Source organism: Chryseobacterium lathyri, assembly GCF_019970085.1.
In the GTDB taxonomy this organism is placed as follows: Bacteria; Bacteroidota; Bacteroidia; order Flavobacteriales; family Weeksellaceae; genus Chryseobacterium; species Chryseobacterium lathyri.
The window spans coordinates 24,950-44,982 of sequence record NZ_JAHXYG010000003.1 but is presented as its reverse complement, the minus strand read 5'-3'; the positions used below and the strand labels follow the sequence as shown (position 1 = coordinate 44,982).

20 protein-coding genes are annotated in these 20,033 nt (G+C 38.0%); 11 read left to right on the top strand and 9 right to left on the bottom strand.

Annotated elements, in window-relative coordinates:
* The first annotated feature begins 94 nt into the window (after positions 1 to 94).
* Entirely contained in the window at positions 95 to 2,359 is a 2,265-nt protein-coding gene (locus LC418_RS09635) for an FUSC family protein (protein WP_223558923.1), read from the top strand.
* Here LC418_RS09635 and LC418_RS09630 read toward each other — a convergent pair.
* Positions 2,340 to 2,954, bottom strand: coding sequence for a 4'-phosphopantetheinyl transferase family protein (locus LC418_RS09630; RefSeq protein WP_111960660.1), 615 nt, complete (start codon positions 2,952 to 2,954; stop codon positions 2,340 to 2,342). The genes LC418_RS09635 and LC418_RS09630 overlap by 20 nt on opposite strands.
* 195 nt (positions 2,955 to 3,149) lie before the next feature.
* Entirely contained in the window at positions 3,150 to 3,680 is a 531-nt protein-coding gene (locus LC418_RS09625) for a HugZ family pyridoxamine 5'-phosphate oxidase (RefSeq protein WP_111960663.1), read from the bottom strand.
* Positions 3,681 to 3,846: 166 nt separating this feature from the next.
* Between LC418_RS09625 and ahcY the strand changes: the two genes are divergently transcribed.
* The 3 genes from ahcY to LC418_RS09610 all read left to right on the top strand — a co-directional run bounded on the left by ahcY (position 3,847) and on the right by LC418_RS09610 (position 7,958).
* Positions 3,847 to 5,163: an adenosylhomocysteinase gene (gene ahcY / locus LC418_RS09620; protein WP_111960665.1), complete on the top strand. Its 1,317-nt coding sequence runs from the start codon at positions 3,847 to 3,849 to the stop codon at positions 5,161 to 5,163.
* Positions 5,164 to 5,274: 111 nt separating this feature from the next.
* Positions 5,275 to 6,078, top strand: a complete 804-nt coding sequence (locus LC418_RS09615) for a hypothetical protein (protein WP_111960667.1) — start codon at positions 5,275 to 5,277, stop codon at positions 6,076 to 6,078.
* Between the two features lie 260 nt (positions 6,079 to 6,338).
* A complete protein-coding gene (locus LC418_RS09610; protein WP_223558922.1) occupies positions 6,339 to 7,958 on the top strand; it encodes a BspA family leucine-rich repeat surface protein in 1,620 nt (539 codons plus the stop codon).
* A gap of 48 nt (positions 7,959 to 8,006) precedes the next feature.
* Here LC418_RS09610 and purE read toward each other — a convergent pair whose 3' ends face one another.
* The gene (gene purE / locus LC418_RS09605; protein WP_223558921.1) at positions 8,007 to 8,510 is read right to left on the bottom strand and encodes a 5-(carboxyamino)imidazole ribonucleotide mutase; all 504 of its coding nucleotides are present in this window, start codon (positions 8,508 to 8,510) and stop codon (positions 8,007 to 8,009) included.
* 198 nt (positions 8,511 to 8,708) lie between these two features.
* On the opposite strand from purE, the gene LC418_RS09600 reads away from it, so the two are divergent.
* The 4 genes from LC418_RS09600 (at position 8,709) to LC418_RS09585 (ending at position 12,759) form a co-directional block, all read left to right on the top strand.
* Positions 8,709 to 8,849: a bacteriocin-like protein gene (locus LC418_RS09600; protein ID WP_157963416.1), complete on the top strand. Its 141-nt coding sequence runs from the start codon at positions 8,709 to 8,711 to the stop codon at positions 8,847 to 8,849.
* 145 nt (positions 8,850 to 8,994) lie between these two features.
* Positions 8,995 to 9,900: a DMT family transporter gene (locus LC418_RS09595; RefSeq protein WP_223558920.1), complete on the top strand. Its 906-nt coding sequence runs from the start codon at positions 8,995 to 8,997 to the stop codon at positions 9,898 to 9,900.
* Between the two features lie 160 nt (positions 9,901 to 10,060).
* Entirely contained in the window at positions 10,061 to 10,627 is a 567-nt protein-coding gene (locus LC418_RS09590; RefSeq protein ID WP_223558919.1) for a hypothetical protein, read from the top strand.
* 8 nt (positions 10,628 to 10,635) lie between these two features.
* Entirely contained in the window at positions 10,636 to 12,759 is a 2,124-nt protein-coding gene (locus LC418_RS09585) for a cation:proton antiporter (protein WP_223558918.1), read from the top strand.
* A gap of 62 nt (positions 12,760 to 12,821) precedes the next feature.
* Here the strand turns inward: LC418_RS09585 and LC418_RS09580 are convergent, their stop codons facing one another.
* The 3 genes from LC418_RS09580 to LC418_RS09570 all read right to left on the bottom strand — a co-directional run bounded on the left by LC418_RS09580 (position 12,822) and on the right by LC418_RS09570 (position 15,133).
* A complete protein-coding gene (locus tag LC418_RS09580; RefSeq protein ID WP_146897209.1) occupies positions 12,822 to 13,016 on the bottom strand; it encodes a bacteriocin-like protein in 195 nt (64 codons plus the stop codon).
* Between the two features lie 410 nt (positions 13,017 to 13,426).
* On the bottom strand, positions 13,427 to 14,539 hold the full coding sequence (locus tag LC418_RS09575; protein WP_223558917.1) for a 5-(carboxyamino)imidazole ribonucleotide synthase: 1,113 nt from the start codon (positions 14,537 to 14,539) through the stop codon (positions 13,427 to 13,429).
* A gap of 42 nt (positions 14,540 to 14,581) precedes the next feature.
* Positions 14,582 to 15,133 (bottom strand): DUF1543 domain-containing protein, encoded by a 552-nt coding sequence (locus LC418_RS09570; protein ID WP_223558916.1) that lies wholly within the window; start codon positions 15,131 to 15,133, stop codon positions 14,582 to 14,584.
* 85 nt (positions 15,134 to 15,218) lie between these two features.
* On the opposite strand from LC418_RS09570, the gene LC418_RS09565 reads away from it, so the two are divergent.
* Both LC418_RS09565 and LC418_RS09560 read left to right on the top strand, forming a co-directional pair.
* Positions 15,219 to 16,049, top strand: coding sequence for a sulfite exporter TauE/SafE family protein (locus LC418_RS09565; protein ID WP_111960971.1), 831 nt, complete (start codon positions 15,219 to 15,221; stop codon positions 16,047 to 16,049).
* Positions 16,049 to 16,432: a DUF1634 domain-containing protein gene (locus LC418_RS09560; RefSeq protein WP_111960970.1), complete on the top strand. Its 384-nt coding sequence runs from the start codon at positions 16,049 to 16,051 to the stop codon at positions 16,430 to 16,432. The genes LC418_RS09565 and LC418_RS09560 overlap by 1 nt, the downstream gene beginning before the upstream one ends.
* 6 nt (positions 16,433 to 16,438) lie before the next feature.
* On the opposite strand, the gene gloA2 is transcribed toward LC418_RS09560, so the two are convergent.
* Both gloA2 and LC418_RS09550 read right to left on the bottom strand, forming a co-directional pair.
* On the bottom strand, positions 16,439 to 16,816 hold the full coding sequence (gene gloA2 / locus LC418_RS09555) for an SMU1112c/YaeR family gloxylase I-like metalloprotein (RefSeq protein WP_223558915.1): 378 nt from the start codon (positions 16,814 to 16,816) through the stop codon (positions 16,439 to 16,441).
* A 67-nt stretch (positions 16,817 to 16,883) separates the two neighbouring features.
* On the bottom strand, positions 16,884 to 17,324 hold the full coding sequence (locus tag LC418_RS09550) for a nuclear transport factor 2 family protein (protein WP_223558914.1): 441 nt from the start codon (positions 17,322 to 17,324) through the stop codon (positions 16,884 to 16,886).
* A 129-nt stretch (positions 17,325 to 17,453) separates the two neighbouring features.
* On the opposite strand from LC418_RS09550, the gene LC418_RS09545 reads away from it, so the two are divergent.
* The gene (locus tag LC418_RS09545) at positions 17,454 to 18,536 is read left to right on the top strand and encodes an endonuclease/exonuclease/phosphatase family protein (RefSeq protein ID WP_223558913.1); all 1,083 of its coding nucleotides are present in this window, start codon (positions 17,454 to 17,456) and stop codon (positions 18,534 to 18,536) included.
* Positions 18,537 to 18,623: 87 nt separating this feature from the next.
* On the opposite strand, the gene LC418_RS09540 is transcribed toward LC418_RS09545, so the two are convergent.
* Positions 18,624 to 19,910 (bottom strand): adenylosuccinate synthase, encoded by a 1,287-nt coding sequence (locus tag LC418_RS09540; protein ID WP_111960966.1) that lies wholly within the window; start codon positions 19,908 to 19,910, stop codon positions 18,624 to 18,626.
* Positions 19,911 to 20,033: the final 123 nt, after the last annotated feature.

Here is a 20,033-nt window from a genome sequence, read left to right as displayed (position 1 = left end):
CAATTGAAAAATTATTAAAGAAATATAATATATAAGTTTGCAAAAGTCTCATTTTTATAAGGCATTTCTTATTTTCAATAATTAATTTTGTAGTATGAACTATTCAGCAGAACTCAAAAAATTTGTTACCAGCCAATATGTATATTCTGCGATCAGAATTACGCTGGCAACCGTTCTGCCTTGTTTAGTCCTCGCCCACTTCGGAATCCTGAAAGAATACTTTTTATTTCCTCTAGGAACCAGCTTTGTAGCACTTTGTGACCAGCCCGGACCTTTTATCAGAAGGAGAAATGCGTTGACCTTTGCTATTTTTTGTTTTGTGTTCGTTGCATTTATTGCCAGCATGGTCATGAATTTTAAAGTCCTGGTCATCCTGGAGATTATTGTGTTCGGAATGTTTTTTTCCCTTATCGGGGTTTACGGACAGAGACTTGCCGCCGTGGGTTCGTTATCTCTTGTTGTGCTGGCGATATTTATTGACGGGCATCTTACAGGAGGTGATATTTTTAAAAGCCTGCTGATCTTTGCATCCGGCTGTATCTGGTTTTTATTGATTTTCCTTGTGGTTACCACCATCCAGCCTTATAAACTGGCAGGACAGATGATCGGGGAAAATTATCTGCAGCTCGCAGAATTTTTAAAAATCAAAGCTAATTATTACCAGAAAAATCCTGATTTTGATAAACTGACCACTCAGGTTATTGCCAAGCAGGTCGGGATCAAAAACCTTCAGGAAGAAACCAGGGAAACCGTTTTCAAGACGAGAACCATCGTTAATGAATCAACAACAACCAGCCGTCTGCTGATGTTGATGTTCTTGAATTCCATGGACCTTCATGAAAAGCTGATGACCTCTGAAAGTGATTATCAGAAATTGCAGCAGAGCTTTGAAGACAGTATGATCCTGGTCAATATCCATGATTACCTCAACCTGCTCGCTGAAGAAATTACCAATATTGGAATCTCGCTTCAGATCGGAACAAGGGCAAAATCCATTTTTGATCTGGAACATGAACTGAAAAACCTTAACGTTCATTATTTTGATTTACGCAATAAGCAGCTGACTCCAGATAATCTGGAAAATTTCATGATCCTCCGTCAGATCCTGATGCGCATCAATGAGATTACAAAAGAGATCAATGAAATTTATAAAGTATTTTCCCAAGATGTGAAACTGGCCAAAAGCCTTTCTACAGGGTTAGATTTAAAAAAATTCATGCCTAATGAAGAAAAACTCAACTTCAAAGTTTTAAGGAATAATATTTCACTTTCCTCCTCTCATTTCAGACATGCAATAAGAATTACAACTGCCCTGCTTGTGGGCTATCTTTTCTCTATGTTCGATTTTCTGGGCCTGGGTCATACTTATTGGATCCTGATCACGATTACAGCAATATTAAAACCCGCCTATTCCATTACGAAAAAAAGAAATCTACTCCGTTTATACGGAACCATTGCAGGCGCAGTTATTGCCTATACGATTCTACATTTTATACACTTCAATGGTCTTTTATTTACCATTCTGCTTTTGAGCATGATTATGTGTTTCAGCTTTCTGAAAGGCCGATATTTTTGGGCGGTGCTGTTTATGACGATCTATGTATTTCTGAGCTTTAACTTTTTAAATCCCGGAAATGTAAACGTGATCTTTAAGGACAGAATTCTGGATACCATTATAGCCGGAGTTATTGCTTTTGCCGTATCCTATATTGTTCTGCCTGTATGGGAGCATACTCAGAATCTTGATCTGATGAAAAAATCTGCGGCAGACAACCTGATCTATTTTGAAAGTGTCATTTCCAAGTTCTTACAGGGAAATTTTGACATTGAAGATTATAAAGTAAAGCGGAAAAATGCCATTATTTCGCTGGCCAACCTTTCCGACAACTTCCAGAGAATGATCTCTGAACCGAAGAACCAACAGAAAAAACTGGAAGTGGTACACCAGTTTGTCGCAACTTCACACCTGATCACAGCCTATACCGCTTCCCTTTCCCAATACTCTAAAAACAATGAAAAGTATCCTGAAATAGATGCCGAAAGCTGGAGCAGAAAGATTGAAGCCGAAATGCAGCAAACGTCCGTTTTACTACATGGAAACGAGATCAATGAAGCTTTAAAAATGGAAAGCCGCCTGGAACCGGAAGATTCTTCCATTGAAGATCTGATTTCGAAAAGAAAAACGGAGATAGAGGAAAATGATCTGGTTGACAGAAGAGATCCTGATAAAATTTCACATTTAACAGAACTTAAAAACATCCACGATATTCTGGAACTGATCTACGACGTAGCCAAAGAGCAGAGAAAAGTAATTGAAAAATACAGAAGCGAAGCTGATTCTATTCCTCCACGATCGTAAAGCAGTAGTCATCAAAAAATTCCACTCTCGCCTTGAATTCGTCCGAAAATTGTTCATCATAAACCCTGCAGCTTATTTTATAAAGATGCTTGAGCTCAAACGGCTTTACTTCGTAATTCTTCTTAAGAGACCAGTATTTGGAATGATGGATCTTGTACATGCTTTCCTTTACACTCCATATAATAGTATAGAAAGCGGGGGCATTATCTTCAGGAATAAATCCTCTTTCATTCTCGTAAGTGAATTTATCAATAACCCTTAAAATTTTTGGATTGAATTTTTCAATATCAATACCTATTTTATTTTTAGAAACTGCTATAGCTGCGAAAGGAAATGAATGAGTGATAGAAATTTCCGCATCTTTAGGAGAAAGGAAGGGTTCCCTTTCTTTATATAGTATTTTGGAATTGGGTTTTAAACCTTTCAAAAGTTTACGGACCATGAGTACCTCCAGAAGTTTTTTCGGATGGTAGTCTTTTACCTTTTCAGCATTTTCCGGTTCCAGAAGCTCATTGATGTCAAGTTTTTCGCTTTCATCATATTTCCATACAAGAATCGTGGCATTGTCATCTGAAAAATCTCGGTAAAGGGGCATCGTTTTTTTATTCGATAAAAGTAGTGAAAAGATGTGGAAGATAAAAGAGGATGGGAGAAGGAAGCGGGGAGATGGAAGTTACTATTCGTTTGTCCATTAACTTTAAAGTTTTGATTACAAAGAATCTATTAAAAAAGAATTCTTCTTTACTTAATCATTATAAACTTCCATCTCCCCTCTCCTATTCTTATCTATTTATTTCGGCTGATGGTTCACATCATTTCTATGCTCAAGAATTTCAAGATTCTCATCTACAAAATAAGCGCTTCCAAATCCGTTCACATAAGAACCCTTTACAGGCTGCAGAGCAATAAGAATAAAATCTCCCATTTCTGAAATAACTTCAACCACTTTTCCGTGATTTTCTTTAAGCTTAGTAACAACAGTGTTCCAGGTTTCAGAATCTCTTTCTATCTGGGAGGCTGATGCCTCGATGGTGAGACGTTCACGGGCATAGATCTGCTTGGTTGCAGATTCGTCTTCAATAAACATCACTGAAGTTTTTCTTCCGTCCGCAAGATTCTTAGTGTGTCTTGCCATAAAAGATACCAGAACATATAACGTGTTTCCTACCTGTACAAAGGGTGCATAGCTGGAATTAGGAGTTCCTTCCGCATCTACCGTGGCCAAAATCACACTTTTGGTACGTTCTATCAGTTCCTTTACTTTTGGAGCAACCGGCTTTGCTTTTCTGTTAGCCTCTCCCTGGATATTCGTATGGTTCATAGTATAAAATTTATCTGAACAAAAATAGCTATTTATATTAAGACTAAATAATATTAAATCATGTATAATCTCATAAACTCTAACCCTGTCTCTCGTTTTTTTATCTTAATTATTAATTGTAATTTTGCAGTTCGTTATCAATTGAATTTAAACTTATTCATTACATATGAGTACTACAACACAATACGTTCCTTACAAAGTGAAGGACATATCCCTAGCAGAATGGGGAAGAAAAGAAATTACCCTTGCCGAAGCAGAAATGCCAGGTTTGATGTCTATCCGTGAAGAATACGGACCATCTCAACCCTTAAAAGGTGCAAGAATTGCCGGATGTCTTCACATGACGATCCAGACAGCTGTTCTTATCGAGACATTGGTGGCCTTAGGAGCTGAAGTTACCTGGTCTTCTTGTAATATTTTCTCTACACAGGATCACGCTGCTGCGGCTATTGCTGCTGCAGGAATTCCGGTTTATGCCTGGAAAGGTCTGAACGAAGAGGAATTTGACTGGTGTATTGAGCAGACTTTATTCTTCGGTGAAGACAGAAAACCATTGAATATGATTTTGGATGATGGTGGAGATTTAACGAACATGGTTTTCGATAGATACCCTGAATTCACAAAAGATATCAAAGGACTTTCTGAAGAAACCACTACAGGTGTACACAGACTTTATGAAAGAATGAAGAATGGAACTTTAGTAATGCCTGCTATCAACGTAAACGATTCGGTAACTAAATCTAAATTCGACAACAAATACGGATGTAAAGAATCTGCAGTAGATGCTGTAAGAAGAGCTACAGACGTTATGCTTGCCGGAAAAAGAGTGGTAGTTTGCGGATACGGAGATGTTGGTAAAGGTACTGCTGCCTCTTTCAGAGGAGCTGGTTCTATCGTTACGGTTACTGAAATTGACCCAATCTGTGCACTTCAGGCTGCCATGGACGGTTATGAAGTAAAAAGACTGGATACAGTTGTAGACAATGCAGATATCATCATCACTACTACAGGTAACTTCAATATTGTAAGAGGAGAACATTTCCTTAAAATGAAAGATAAAGCGATCGTTTGTAACATCGGTCACTTCGACAATGAAATCGATATGGCCTGGTTAAACAAAAACTACGGTCAGACAAAATCTGAAGTTAAACCTCAGGTAGACATCTACACCTTAGAAGGCGGGAAAGAAGTAATTATTCTTGCTGAAGGGAGATTGGTAAACCTTGGTTGTGCAACAGGCCACCCAAGTTTTGTAATGTCTAACTCTTTCTCTAACCAGACTTTGGCTCAGATCGAATTGTGGAACAATTCTGCTGCTTACAAAAACGAAGTGTATATGCTTCCTAAGCATTTAGATGAAAAAGTAGCTGCTTTACACCTTAAAAAATTAAGCGTTGAACTGGAAACTCTTTCTCCGGAACAAGCTGAATATATCGGTGTAGATGTAAAAGGCCCATTCAAGCCTGAGTACTACAGATATTAAGATTTATTTTAATCTATATACAATCCCATTATTCAATATAGTGGGATTTTTTTATTGCTCTATTTTCAAACCTAACAAGTATTCCTTATTTTTGAAAAATAAAAAAAGAGAATGAAAAAATATTTATTTCTGGGGTTAATGGGCTCAGCGACAATTTTTACAAGCTGCAGCAGCGATGATAACGAAATTACAAATGATCCTTCAGAAAAAAAATTGTTATTAAGTAAAGTCACTACCATTTACTACGACAATCCTTCCAATCCTGAAACCACTGTATCTACATTCGAATACAACAGCCAGGGAGAGCTCATAAAAATGCTGTCCGGAGGGAGATCTTCCGTTTTCGAGTATAGCAACGGAAAACCGACAAAGGTAAATTACTACACAGCCACTCAGACTTTAGAGTATTATGCTGTATTTAATTATAATGGCGATCAATTAGTTGATATCAAAGCGATCTATACGAACCCGGATTTCAACAGAAAAAGCACTTATACATATAATTCAAACGGTAAACTCGTATCTTCCACCCTTTGCCAGTCAGAAGACTGCTCCAATCCCAGTACTTCCACATATGCTTATAACGGAGACAACATTTCCGTGGAAACTTCCACCATCGGAGGAACAATAAGCTCTGCTTATAAAAGAGAGTTGTCGTATGATGATAAATTAAGTCCGTTCACCAATACAAACAAGTACATGAGAATTATGATGGAAAGAGCCTATTCTTTAAGCAAAAACAATTATACAGCAGAAAAAATAAGCTACAGAAACAGTGACGGAAGCTGGACCCAAAATCAGAATATTACCTATACCATACAGTACAACAACGCTCAACTGCCCATTCAGGTGGTTGGAAAAGAAGCCAATGGAAACAATTACGTGCAATACAATTACGAATATATTACACAGTAACGGTTACAGAAAACTTTCCATTAGGAGAGTTTTTCTTTTTTGAAGCTATTCCCGCTATCCGCTTGTACTCCTCGCGCCAGACTTAAGCCTCACTGCTGTGGGGTAACCGCTTCTATCGGGGCTAATGGAATCCCAATTACTGCCGTATCCGTATTTTACCCATATTTTCATCAACAAAAATAGTTCTAAACCATGCAATTTGTTAAAAATTTGCAGAGTTTTATTTATCTATATATATTTATTTCTTAAAATATTGATTTATGATTAAAAAACTATTAACCTTTTCTCTGTTAATTTTTCTATTCCAAATTAAAGCCCAAAACGAGTTTATTACTATATGGAAACCCAGCAATACTTCCCCACCTGTTAGTGCTGCTTCGCAAACAAACTCAAATCAAATATGGTTTCCCGGTGTAGGAGAAAATTACACCGTTGCATGGGAAGAAGTAGGCTATCCGCAACATTCCGGAACGATGCAAAATGTAACTTCTACTCTACAAATCCTCATCGATTTCGGAGTCCCATTGAACCCCACCCCTTCTGCAGCAACCTACAGGATGAAAGTAAGCAATGGTAATGGAACTTTCAGACATCTGAAATTCGGAATTCCCAATCAAGTAGTTACACCCGGGATTGTATTGTCATGGACCTTATTTGGAAGTACAGAAAAACTGATTGATATTGAACAGTGGGGGAATATTCATTGGGATTCTATGAATGCTGCATTCGTCGAGTGTAAAAATATGCAGATGAATGCAACGGATACCCCTGATCTCTCAGGTGTTATCGACGCTTCTTACATGTTCCATAATGCTATGAAATTCTTTGGAAATTCTTCAATGGCCTTCTGGGATACCTCTGTGATCAAAAATTTCAGATCCATGTTCGCATACGGTCCCAATAATTTGGTTGTCCCCCCGGATTCCTTCAATCCTCCTATCAGCTCATGGAATACTTCGTCTGCAGAAAATATGAGTTTCATGTTTAATAGCAGAAAATCATTCAATCAAAATCTGAATAGCTGGAATGTCTCAAATGTAAAAGACTTCTCATACATGTTTGCTTCGTGCGATTCCTTCAACCAGCCTGTAGACCAATGGGATGTTTCCAATGCAGAAGATATATCTTATATGTTCCATTATATTCCTGATTTCAACCAACCACTCAGTACATGGAATACGTCTAATGTTATTAATATGGAGCACATATTTCATGGAGATTCGGCTTTCAACCAGCCTCTTGAAACCTGGGATGTAAGCAATGTCACCAACATGGATACGTCTTTCTCCAGTGCCTCCAGTTTCAATCAGCCCTTAAGTACCTGGGATACCCGAAAAGTAACCAATATGATGTCTTTATTTTCGGATGCCTCAAGTTTTAATCAGTCTCTTGAAACATGGAACCTGAAATCTTTAACCTCACCATTTTTGATGATTTATCAGACTGGACTGGATTGTGACAACTACAGCCGAACGCTTAGAGGATGGGCACAGAATCAGGAAACACCTAATAACCTTGTGCTGGGGCCACTCTCTCCCTATGTATATTCTCTTGATGTTTCTATATGGAGAGATACCCTTATCAGCAAAGGATGGACATTCACCGGTGATAATATAGGAGAGTGCAGAATGCTTGGAGTTTCGGATACATCTCCAGTCAATGCTCCTTCTATATTTCCCAATCCGGCAGAGAAATTCATTTATATTAAAAACATCCCGGATATGAAAAGCTATGTGATTCTGGATGCATCAGGCAGAATGATCGCCAAAGATTCTTTAACAAAAGATGTGATCAACATAGAAACCTTACCTCCCGGAAATTATTTTTTACAGATTATTACCAAAAATAAGATCCATACATTGAAATTGATCAAAAAGTAAATAAAAATAAGGCCTCACTATTTCATATCAATGGGGCCTTATTTTTATTTATTTATCATATTGGTTAGGATGCTTTGATTTAATGTCATCCACTGTTCCCAATACTTTATCTTTAAGAGAGTCCTGGTATTTCTGAAGGTTTTCAGCAATCGCTTCATCCGCACTTCCTAAGATTTTCACTGCTAATATTCCTGCATTCAAAGCTCCGTTTAAAGCTACTGTTGCCACAGGAATTCCACCCGGCATCTGAAGAATAGACAGTACAGAATCCCAACCGTCAATAGAATTGCTCGATAGAATCGGAACTCCTATCACGGGTAAAGTAGTACAGCTGGCTACCATTCCCGGAAGGTGTGCTGCCCCTCCTGCTCCTGCAATGATCACTTTAAGGCCTCTTTCCTTTGCCGTTTTTGCATAATCAAACATTCTTTCCGGTGTTCTGTGCGCCGAAACTACCGTCAGTTCGTATGGAATATCGAGGCTTTTCAAAAAATTTGCAGCCTGTTCCATGATCGGCAGATCGCTCTGGCTGCCCATTATAATTCCTACCATCTCAATTTTTATTAGATCGTCAAAGATAAAAAAATATAACCTTTTTTGAAGTATACATTTCTTCCTGCCTCTCAGTCTAAAAAAGATAAAAATATTTCGCTTTATAAATCAAAAAAAGTTAAATTGTGTTAATCTTGATTCACTGTTATCATTTTTTTACAATATTTGTTTCACTAACCAACATAAAATTTATTCAAAATGAAAAATTTAAAAAAGCTTAAAAAAGAAGAACTAAAAAAAGTTTTAGGAGGTATGGAGGCCTGCTCATTCCAGCTTTGCTTTAGAAACGGCAAATGGCAATGTGTTCCTTTTGACACATGCGGAGGATTCCAACCTTAAAAGCCAAAAGAGTACATTAAAAGTGTACTCTTTTTTATTGTTACATATTTTACCCGTTCTTCTGAGCCTTCAAAAAACACAGCAACTGTACCCATCCGCTTAATTTCATAACCTGTATATTTGCTTGGCCTATTTAATTTCTACATTGAAAGACTATAAACTTACTTTTGCAGTACTGACCGTTGCCATTGTATGGGGAACTACCTTTTTGTCGATCAGGGTAGCAGTCGAGACCATTCCCGCATGGTTTGTCGCCGGGATACGTCAGTTTCTGGCCGCTATTATTATGTTTCTGATTCTTCTGTACAGGAAAGAATTTAAATGGATTGGTTGGGAAAAGCTGAAATACCAGCTTATTTTTTCGTCATTAATGCTGATTATTGCAAACGGAATGACGACGGTAGCGGAAGAAGAGGTTACCAGCAGCCTTACATCCCTGATCAGTGCCTGCTCCCCCATTCTCGTTTTTCTGGGAAGCCTGGCATTTGGACTTCAGAAGTTCCATGCAAGGGCTTTTATCGGTATCATCCTGTCTTTCAGTGGGATTGTTTTCATATTTTGGGATGGTATTCATGATCTCAAAAATCCGGACTATGCCTTAGGGATCCTGTTTCTGTTTATTGCCATTGCAGGCTGGGCTTCAGGAACAATCTTTACGAAAAAAATGAATATCCAGAGTGGCAATATTTTTCTGAATCTGTTTTACCAATTTCTGTTTGCCGGGATCGTACAGATTATTTTTGCATTTCTGCTTTCAGAAAATTATAATTTTGAGAACTGGAGCTTAAAAAGCATATCTGCTATGCTTTATCTGGCCGTTTTTGGCTCTGTAGCAGCATTTTTTGCTTTTCATTATGCTTTAACAAAGATTTCGCCGGTGCAGATATCAATACTTGCCTACATCAATACCCTCATCTCTATATTTTTAAGCTGGCTGATTCTTAATGAGGAAATCAGCGTCAAATTTATCATTGCAGCCATACTGATCATCCTTGGTGTATTCATCATTAATTATAATCCGCAAATGTTCAAAAAACAAAAAATGGAATAATAATGAAATTAGACCGTCCAATGGGTGGATATTCCAATTCGTTGAAGTCAAAACTATTGATTTCAACGGCGTAATTTTTCCCGAATTTGAGCGGATAGAGGCAGGGAAATTTTATATTTTCCTTATTTTTCCTTATATTGTTTACACCAACACTGACAATATGCTTAAAAACACATTTTTTATCCTTCTTACCGGCTCATTTTTACTGATCAGCTGTGATTATAAGGAAAAAGAAAAAAATCTGACAGAAAGGGAAAAACAGTTGCTCGAAAAAGAAAAAACATTTGCTCAAAAAGAATCTGAATATCAGTCTCTTTTAAAAATGAGGGACAGTATTTTTGCAAAAAAAGATTCCGTTAGGATCGCTTTATGGCCGGAAGAAATCTCAGGACCATGGACCGGAAAAGTCATCTGTACAGAATCTAACTGCAGTGACTATGTAGTGGGTGATCAGCGTACGGATACCTGGGAATTCGACAGTGACTCTATTCACCTGTCAGCAAAAATCATCAATAACAATAACCTGGTAAGGGTTTATTCCGGAAAGTTTGAGCATAATGAGATTAAGCTTAATTTCAGGACAGATTCCACTTCTCAAAAGAAAGTAGAAATGAATGTCCTGCTTAACGATATTTCGGATACCAAACTGAAAGGCACAAGAACTATTATTGCCGACAATGGCTGTACAGCCAAATTTTCCGTCGAATTAGTACGTTCCACAAAATAAAAACACCTATGATTTTACTGAGTATACATAATCTGAATTTTCCTATAGAAGATCCGGTTCTAAAATTCCTGTTGGTACTGGTTATCATCCTTGCCGCTCCCCTGCTTCTGAATAAAATTAAAGTTCCGCACCTGTTGGGCCTTATCATTGCAGGAGCTGTAATAGGACCAAACGGTTTTAATGTGCTGGCAAGAGACAGCAGCATTGTTGTAACGGGAACTACAGGCCTTCTTTATATCATGTTTCTTGCAGGACTAGAAATTGATATGGGTGATTTTAAAAAAAATAAATGGAAAAGCCTTACTTTCGGAATCTACACATTTACCGTTCCGTTCGTTCTGGGTTATCTGGGCGGTTACTATCTGTTGCATTTCTCTATATTGACTTCCATTCTTTTTGCAAGCCTTTTTTCTTCACACACACTGATCGCCTACCCATTGGTCAGCAAATTGGGAATTGCCAAAAATAAAGCAGTAAATATTACAGTCGGCGGAACCATGATTACTGATATTCTGGCGCTTTTGGTGCTTGCCGTGATTGTAGGAATGTCGCAGGGTGATGTAGGTACGGAGTTTTGGGTTAAACTCTCTGTTTCCTTTATCGTTTTTGCTCTCATTGTTTTGATTGTATTCCCTATGATAGGACGATGGTTCTTCAAAAAGGTAGATGATAAGATTTCACAGTATATTTTTGTCCTTGTGATGATTTATCTGGCAGCAATGCTTGCTGAACTTGCCGGGGTGGAAGCTATTATCGGCGCGTTCTTTGCCGGACTTGCTCTAAACAGGCTGATTCCGCATACCTCATCTTTAATGAACAGAGTAGAATTTGTAGGAAATGCGATCTTCATTCCATTCTTCCTGATCAGTGTAGGAATGCTGATCGACTTTAAAGTTTTCTTTAAAAGTTGGGAAACACTGGAAGTAGCAGGAATCATGCTCGTTGCATCCATCGGAGGAAAGTATATCTCAGCGGTAATGACCCAAAAGACATTCCGGCTGTCCAAGGAGGAAGGAAAGCTTATTTTCGGACTGAGCTCCGCTTCTGCAGCAGCAACATTAGCCTCCGTAATGGTGGGATACAATATTATTCTTTCTGAAACTGAGACCGGCGAACCGGTAAGATTGCTAAATGAGCATGTACTGAACGGAAGTATTCTTCTGATCCTTATTTCCTGTACCATCTCTTCATTTATTTCAATGGCCAGTGCCCAAAAAATTGCAGAAAGTGACAATGAAGATACAGTTTCCGGCAACAGCCATGAAGAGGAAAATATCCTTCTGGCTATTAACCATGAGGAAACCGTGGAGAGAATGGTGAATCTGGGTATTTTAATCAAGGCCCATTCTAATACAGAAAACCTGTTCGCTTTGAATGTGATTAATGAGGATAAAAATGAATCTTCAGTGAAAAATGCTGAAAAACTTCTCCATCAAGCCGCCGATGCAGCAGCCGCCGCTGACGTTAAAATGCAGTCTCTTAAAAGGTATGACAATGATGTGATCAATGGGGTTAAAAATGTCATTAAGGAGCAGAATATTACCGATCTTATTATCGGTCTGGAGGATGAGAAAGGCTTTTCCCCCTCTTTTGTGTACAACCTTTACAGCGGTTATCTTCAGAATGATGATGTGAATGTACTGGTATATCATGCCGCACAGCCACTATCCACGATAAAGAAATATGCAGTGATGGTCCCGGAGAATGCCCATAAGGAAGCAGGATTTTTCCATGCGCTTCTGAGGGTATGGAATATTGCCAGAAATTCCGGTGCCAGTGTAGTTTTTTATGCTCCGGAAAATATTCTGGATATTCTTCAGAAGATTGTTAAAAAAGCCAATATAGAAGCAGAGTTTATCATTATGAGTACTTGGCAGGACGGCGAAAAAACAGCGGCTAAATTGAAAGAAGATGAAGCACTGATTGTCCTGATGGCCAAACGCGGCATGAAGTCCTATATTCCTCGGATGAGACTTATCCCGGAATTACTGAACAAATACTTAAATGATAATAATTATCTGTTAATCTTCCCGTTCTCAGAATTTGATGAAAACAGCCCGGAAATACGCTCAGTAGGGAACCATGGAGACTTTGTGGAAATCGGAAATGTGATCCAGAAGATTTTTAAATGACAGGAATAAATAAAAAAGCCGGAAGAAAAATCTTCCGACCTTAGGCTACCAAAGGGGTATCTTTATTGTATGTACCAACGTCCACAAGCATTATGACAACCCAAATTAATATCAGGGTCATAATTTGGAGATTGAAGACAGGCAGTCTGACTTGTATAATATGGCTGCCCTGAGCCCCACCATTGTGCACATTCCGGAGTAATTCCTCCTTTTACAGATTTTAAAGATTCTCTTGAAATTTTTTTTAAATTTTTCATAGTAAATAATATTTGATGTTTCTCCTCCTTTTATACTTTAGGATTCGTATTATGAAAATACATGTTTTATTTTAATTTCAATATATTTTTTTATTAAAATTACATAAAAAAGTAAAATAATATTACAAAGAGACACAAATCACCATCTAATGTAATATTCGAGAATATAACAAGGCATTGTAAATTGTTAATGGTTCTGAATAAATAAGAAAACTTTAATATTCCATAAAAAACTTCTCAATAAGAAAGATCTTTTCTACGCAAAAGCCTAATACTATATTGTAAATTTAAGGAATGTAAAGGTGGAATCAACAATTGGATTCGATGAAGCAGACAGATTGGAATCACATAAAAAGAGCTGTAATGATTTTACAGCTCTTTATCTTTTTTCTTTTTCTTTTATCTAAGTTTTATTCAGCGATAACCCTTATCATGCTTTTCACCTTCACCAGCTTTTCCATCAGCTCTTCTCTGGAGTCAGCCAGAACATTGATGTGTCCCATTTTTCGTCCTGGTTTGGTTTCGGTTTTCCCGTAGAGATGAATGTAGGTTTTCGGTAACTTAAGAACATCATCCATTCCTTCATAGATCACTTTTCCTGTATGTCCTTCTGCGCCAACAAGGTTAAGCATTCCGCTGTAAGTGAAAGCATCTGTGTCTGCCAATGGCAGGTTTTTTACAACCCGGTACATCTGCTCAAACTGGGAATTGGTATTTCCTTCCTGGCTTTGGTGACCTGAATTATGCAGCCTCGGAGCTGTCTCATTCACCCATACTTTTCCATTTTTATCAAGGAATAATTCGATGGCAAAAAGACCTGGAGAATTTACAGCATTTAGAAATTTCTCAGTAATGGAATCGATCTGTTTCTGGATATCGTCACTTAGAAATACGGGACAGATATTAAAATCCAGTAAATTCAACTTTGGATCAGCTACCATTTCTGTTACGGGAAAAGTTTTGGTTTCACCGTTTTCATTTCGGGCAACGATTACGGAAAGTTCCTTGTCTATATCGACCAGACTTTCGATCACGGAAGCGTCTTTCCATAAATGTTGATAGTCATCTTCGGTTTTAATTACCTGAACTCCTTTACCGTCATAACCTCCTGTATTCATTTTCTGCACAAACGGCAAAGGCATCATGATCTTTTCTTCGCTGTCCCAAACGACCTGAAATTCAGGGCTTGGAATATCGTATGTTTTATAGAATTCTTTCTGGAGGATCTTCTGCTGAATGGTTTTAATAATGGCCGCATTGGGAACTACTTTCACACCCTGTTGTTCAAGCTCGGCTAAAGCATCTGCATTTACGTGTTCTATTTCAATGGTTACCACGTCTTTATCTTTTCCGAAATTCAGTACCGTATCATATTCGTTGAAATTCCCCTGCGTAAAGTGGGAAATACTGCTGCACGGTGCATCGGAAGCTGGGTCCAGTGTATAAAATTGGTCATCGTATTTCAGTGCGCTTTGTATCAGCATTCTTCCGAGCTGTCCGCCTCCTAAAATTCCTATTTTCATTCTTACTTTTATTTTTTCTATTAGATTTTTTAATGGAAAGTTTTATTGAATTTTATCGATCTTTAAGTACCCAAGCCCTATTGGGTTTTCCTGATTCTCTGCCTCAGATTTTGAAAGGATGATGGAATATTTTTCTTTCATTTTTTCCGGCAGAATATCATTGACATTGAAGATATCATCAATATCAACACCGTGCTTATCATCAATATGGCTTACAGCTCCTTCAAAGCCCATTGTCGCATAAAATTCTGTAGCCTTTGCCCTTTTAATGATTTCTCCCATTGATTTCCCCACCATCAGGTGTTGTTCGTGAAATTCTTCAAAAAAGCCTTTTTTGTACCCTCCTAAATTAAGGAAGTACAGCTGGTCTTCGGATGGCAGATCTGTTTTTTCAACAATCTTCACCTCATATCCGTCTGCAAATCTCACTTCCTGATAACAGTCCACATGAATCTTTCCTTCTGCTTCTTTCCAGAAATCTTTCATATCGGGAACAAGATCTTTAAGGTTTTCTGCGATCCCGAAAAAAACGTCATGCTGCTCGATATTCCTGCCTTTGGGCGTTGCACCGAGAATGATATAAAATAATTTCATTTCAGTTTTCATAACTGCAAAAATACGTCAAATTTATCTTTTTTAAACGTTTGGCAGAGTACTACAATAGTTTTATATTTGTAGCATGTCAGAAATCATCATTCTGTTTCTCGGCGCAGTTTCCGCCGGTCTTTTGGGTTCACTTACAGGTTTGGGAGGAGGAGTTATTATTATTCCTTTATTGACGCTGGGTTTTGGCGTTCCGATGCATTATGCTATTGGTGCTTCTTTAATTTCTGTGATCGGTACTTCTTCGGGTGCTGCCGTAGCTTTCGTGAAGGAAGGTTTTACGAATATGCGGATAGGCATGTTTCTGGAAATCGGGACTACTGCCGGAGCGATTATCGGAGCATTAGTTTCCGGAATGCTTAATCCCAATACCATTGGAATTATTTTCGCAAGTATCCTTTTATTAACAGTTATTATCAATCTTAAGGGAAAGCCTGATCACCAGGAACCATTGATAAAAGGAAGCCTTGAAGAAAAACTGAAATTATACGGAACTTTCCCCGATAAAGGAGTTTTAAAAAGTTATTCTGCAAGAAATACGGTTTCGGGATTTCTGATGATGCTGTTTGCCGGTGCCATGTCCGGACTTTTAGGAATCGGTTCCGGTGCATTAAAGGTTTTGGCGATGGACAATATGATGAAGTTGCCGTTTAAGGTTTCTACAACGACGAGTAACTTTATGATTGGTGTAACGGCTGTGGCCAGTGCCCTGATCTACTTCCAGAGAGGCGAGATCATTCCTGTAATTGTGGCTCCGGTACTTATTGGTGTCGTAGTAGGAAGTTTCATAGGTTCAAAAACCCTGATGGTATCCAAAACGAAGAAATTAAAAGTATTCTTTGCGATTGTGATCACCATTTTATCAATATATATGATGTATAACGGTATCAATAAAAGTTTCAGATAATGAGAAAGAATTTTACAGATGTGGATCTGAACCGTTCGGTAGGAAATCTTCTGAGGCTTGGTGTTATTTTGTCTGTGGCCACATCATTGATCGGCTTTATTAAGCTTTTTATGGAAGGCTTTAAAATGCCTAAAAAATATACTTCTCTGGACATGGGTTCTTCTTCTGAAAAGGTATGGGGAATGTTTTGGAATTCTTTATGCAAGGGAGAAGGTATGGCCATCATCCAACTGGGAATATTGCTGCTGATCTTTACGCCTCTGGTTAGGATTATTTTTGCCCTGGTAGGGTATTTAAAAGAAAAAGACTACGTGTATGTAGTCATTTCTTCAATCGTGCTGGCTATTATGGCTGTTAGCTTCTTTACGGGTTATGCCCACTAATTTTTTTTACATTTCATAAAACTCCAGCGGAAGCTGATCCGGGTCCTGGGTAAAGAAAAATTCTTTTCCTGTATATTCATCTATGCGGATGGCTTCACAGGTGAGCCCTTTTGCTATGAGCTCATCTCTTTTGATTCCGACATTATCTACAGAGAATGCCAAATGCCTTAAGCCACACGACTCCGGGCGGGAAGGTCTTGGTGGCGGCTCAGGAAATGAGAACAGCTCAATAACGTAATGATCACCGATAGCAAGATCAAGCTTATATGACTGTCTTTCTTCACGGTAAACTTCACGGATAATAGTAAGGCCTAAAACTTCAGTGTAGAATTTCTTTGAAACTCTATAATCTGAACATATAATGGCAATGTGATGGATCTTCATTTAAAATGTTTTTAAATTCGTGTGTCAGATTTCTATAGATTTGAAAATGAAATCAGATTAATTCTCATTATTTTATTTCTCTGCAGTTCTCTTTTCTTCTGGTATCGATGATATACTGGATTTTCCAGTCATTTTGCTGCTTAACCAATTGAAAACTGTTCGCTCCGCAATGTGAGAATTTACCTTTGAAGAAGAAAGAATACGGCGTAAAAACACTGGCAAGTCCGCCATCTGTATGCACAGCATCAATGACAATTCTTTCATCCAGATCATCTTTTGAAAATTTGGAAACAGAGGCTATAAATTCCTGTACGTTTTCGTTTTTCACTGTTCCGTCTTTAGCTATGCTCTGGAGAATGGCTCCTTCTGCAAAAGCGGATTTCATCAGTTCAGGATCTGCATTCTTCATTCCTAAAAACAGATCACGGACCGGTTTTTCTATTTCCTGGTTATGCTGTCCGAAACAGAAAGTACCGAAGAGCAGGACAACTGCAATAAGTTTATTCATATGGTTTTATTAATCTGACAGAATAAAAATAGGGAAAATTATGCTAATCTAGTAAATTAGCATAGCTAAAAAGCGAATTGATTTGAATTGTATAAAAAATAAACTATTTTTATCCGTTGATTAAATTTTATGTGGGGTATTTATTTGTCTTTAATCGGATTGCTGGTGCTTTTGACACTATTGCCTAAAATTCAGAATTCCCATTGGATATTCAGGGTTCCGGAGTTTGGTAAGATTCAGATTACTTATGCTGTTTTGATCACTTTTGTTTTGGGGCTTTTACTTGATCAGTCTCAGCATCTCTGGTACTCACAGAGTCTTCTGTTGTTATTGTTCATTCACCACGGAGTTACCCTCGTGAAGTATACGCCGCTTTATCCGGTCAAAAAGCATAAGCAGCAGCATAAATCTTCTCAAAAACTGCATTTTATTTCTGCCAATGTTTATCAGTTTAATAAAGAATACGAAAGATTTATTCAACTTATTAAAAAATACAAACCTGAAGTCTTTATGACTATGGAAAGTAATGGAGATTGGGAACAGGCCTTGAAAGTTCTTGAAAAAGATTATCCGTTCCGGCATAAAGTAACTCTCGAAAACACCTACGGAATGCATTTCTACTCTAAACTTGAGATCAAGAGTGCACAGACTCATTATTTCGTGGCTGATGATATTCCGAGCATTGAAATACACCTAAAGACTGAAGACGGATTTTCATTTGTATTTTTCGGAGTGCATCCGCCTCCGCCAAGCCCTACTGAAGAAGAAACCTCTAAAGAAAGAGACGGTGATCTTTTAAGTACGGCAAAACGGGTAAAAGACATCCATGAACCGGTTATTGTTGTAGGAGATTTTAATAATGTAGCATGGTCGAAATCATCCATATTATTTAGAAAAACGAGTCATTTGATTGATCCCAGAATAGGACGTTCTTTTGTGTCTACCTTTCATGCGAAATACCGCCTGCTAAGATTTCCGATCGATCTGATGTTCCACAGTGAAGATATTTTTATCAAAGAGCTTAAAACCCTGGAAAATTTCGGTTCAGACCATCTTCCGGTATATTGTGAATTTTTCATAGACCATCACAACGATGAACAGGAAGAGCGGGTTCAGGAAGCGACTCCGGAAGAGAAAGCGGAAGCAGAAGAAATGATACAGGAAGGAAAAGAAGAAGACGGTAACCGCGATGAAGTGGTAACTGAAGGATAAATACGTCTGACAAAAACCAATAATTTATATAATAAAAAAGAGACTGTCAGGTGACAGTCTCTTTTTTATTATATTGTATTCCAAAATTTAGAATAATTCTTTTCTGATAATATTCTGGCTTCTTTCAGGACCTACAGAAACCAAATATACATTGATTCCCAGGTATTCCTCAATAAACTCTATATATTTCTGAGCATTATCCGGAAGTTCGTCATAGCTTCTTACTTTGGTAAGATCTTCGTTCCATCCCGGTAAATCGTGATAGATTGGTTCGTAGTTGTATAATTTCTCCGTTGAAGAAGTGAAATAATCAATGATCTTATCATCTTCAGTCTTATAATGTGTAACGATTTTCAGGTTTTCAATTCCTGTAAGTACGTCTAATTTTGTAATAACCAGGTTATTGATTCCGTTGATCATACAAGCGTGCTTTAAAGAAACAAGATCTAACCAGCCTGTTCTTCTTGGTCTACCGGTTGTAGCACCAAATTCACCGCCGATCTGTCTGATCTTTTCTCCTAATTCGTTATCCAGTTCGGAAGGGAAAGGTCCGTTTCCTACTCTTGTACAATATGCCTTGGCAACCCCGATAAGGTTTTGAAGTGAAGTCGGCGGAACACCGGCTCCTGTACAAACTCCTCCTGTAGAAGGTGAAGAAGAAGTTACGTATGGGTATGTTCCGAAGTCGATATCCAGCATCAATGCCTGAGCACCTTCGAATAAAACATTTTTACCGTCTCTGATCGCTTCATTCAACTCTACTTCCGTATCTACAATTCTGTCCTGAAGCTGCTTTCCGATGGCTAAAAATTCGTTATAAATTTCCTCTACATCCAGTGTTGGCTTTCCGTAGTATTTTTCAAAAAGAGAATTTTTAACTTTTAGGTTTTTCTCAATTTTGTCTCTTAAGATTTCAGGATTTAAAAGGTCTACCATTCTGATCCCGATTCTTGCGATCTTATCTTCATAGCATGGCCCGATTCCTTTTTTAGTAGTTCCGATCTGAGTTCCTCCATGTTCCTCTTCACGGTATGTATCCAAAAGAATGTGGTAAGGCATGATCACATGCGCTCTTCTGCTGATAAAAATGTGGTCAGTTCTCAAGCCTTTGCTCTCGATCTGGCCAACCTCTTTAATGAAAGATTTTGGGTTTACCACTACTCCATTAGCAATGATACACTTCCCTTTGCACTGCAGTACACCAGAAGGAAGAAGGTGAAGTACAAATTTTTCTTCGCCTACATAAACCGTGTGACCAGCGTTGTCTCCCCCTTGGAAACGAACAACATAATCCGATTTAGCCGATAAAACATCCGTGATTTTTCCTTTACCTTCATCTCCATACTGAAGACCTACAACTACGTAAGTTGACATATTTTACTTTTATTTTAGATTCATGCAAAATTACTTTTTAAAAATAGGGTGGGCAAATTATGAGGGAAATTTATTTTATGGGTGAGGTGGAAATCATGTGTTTATTATATAAAAATTTCTTTA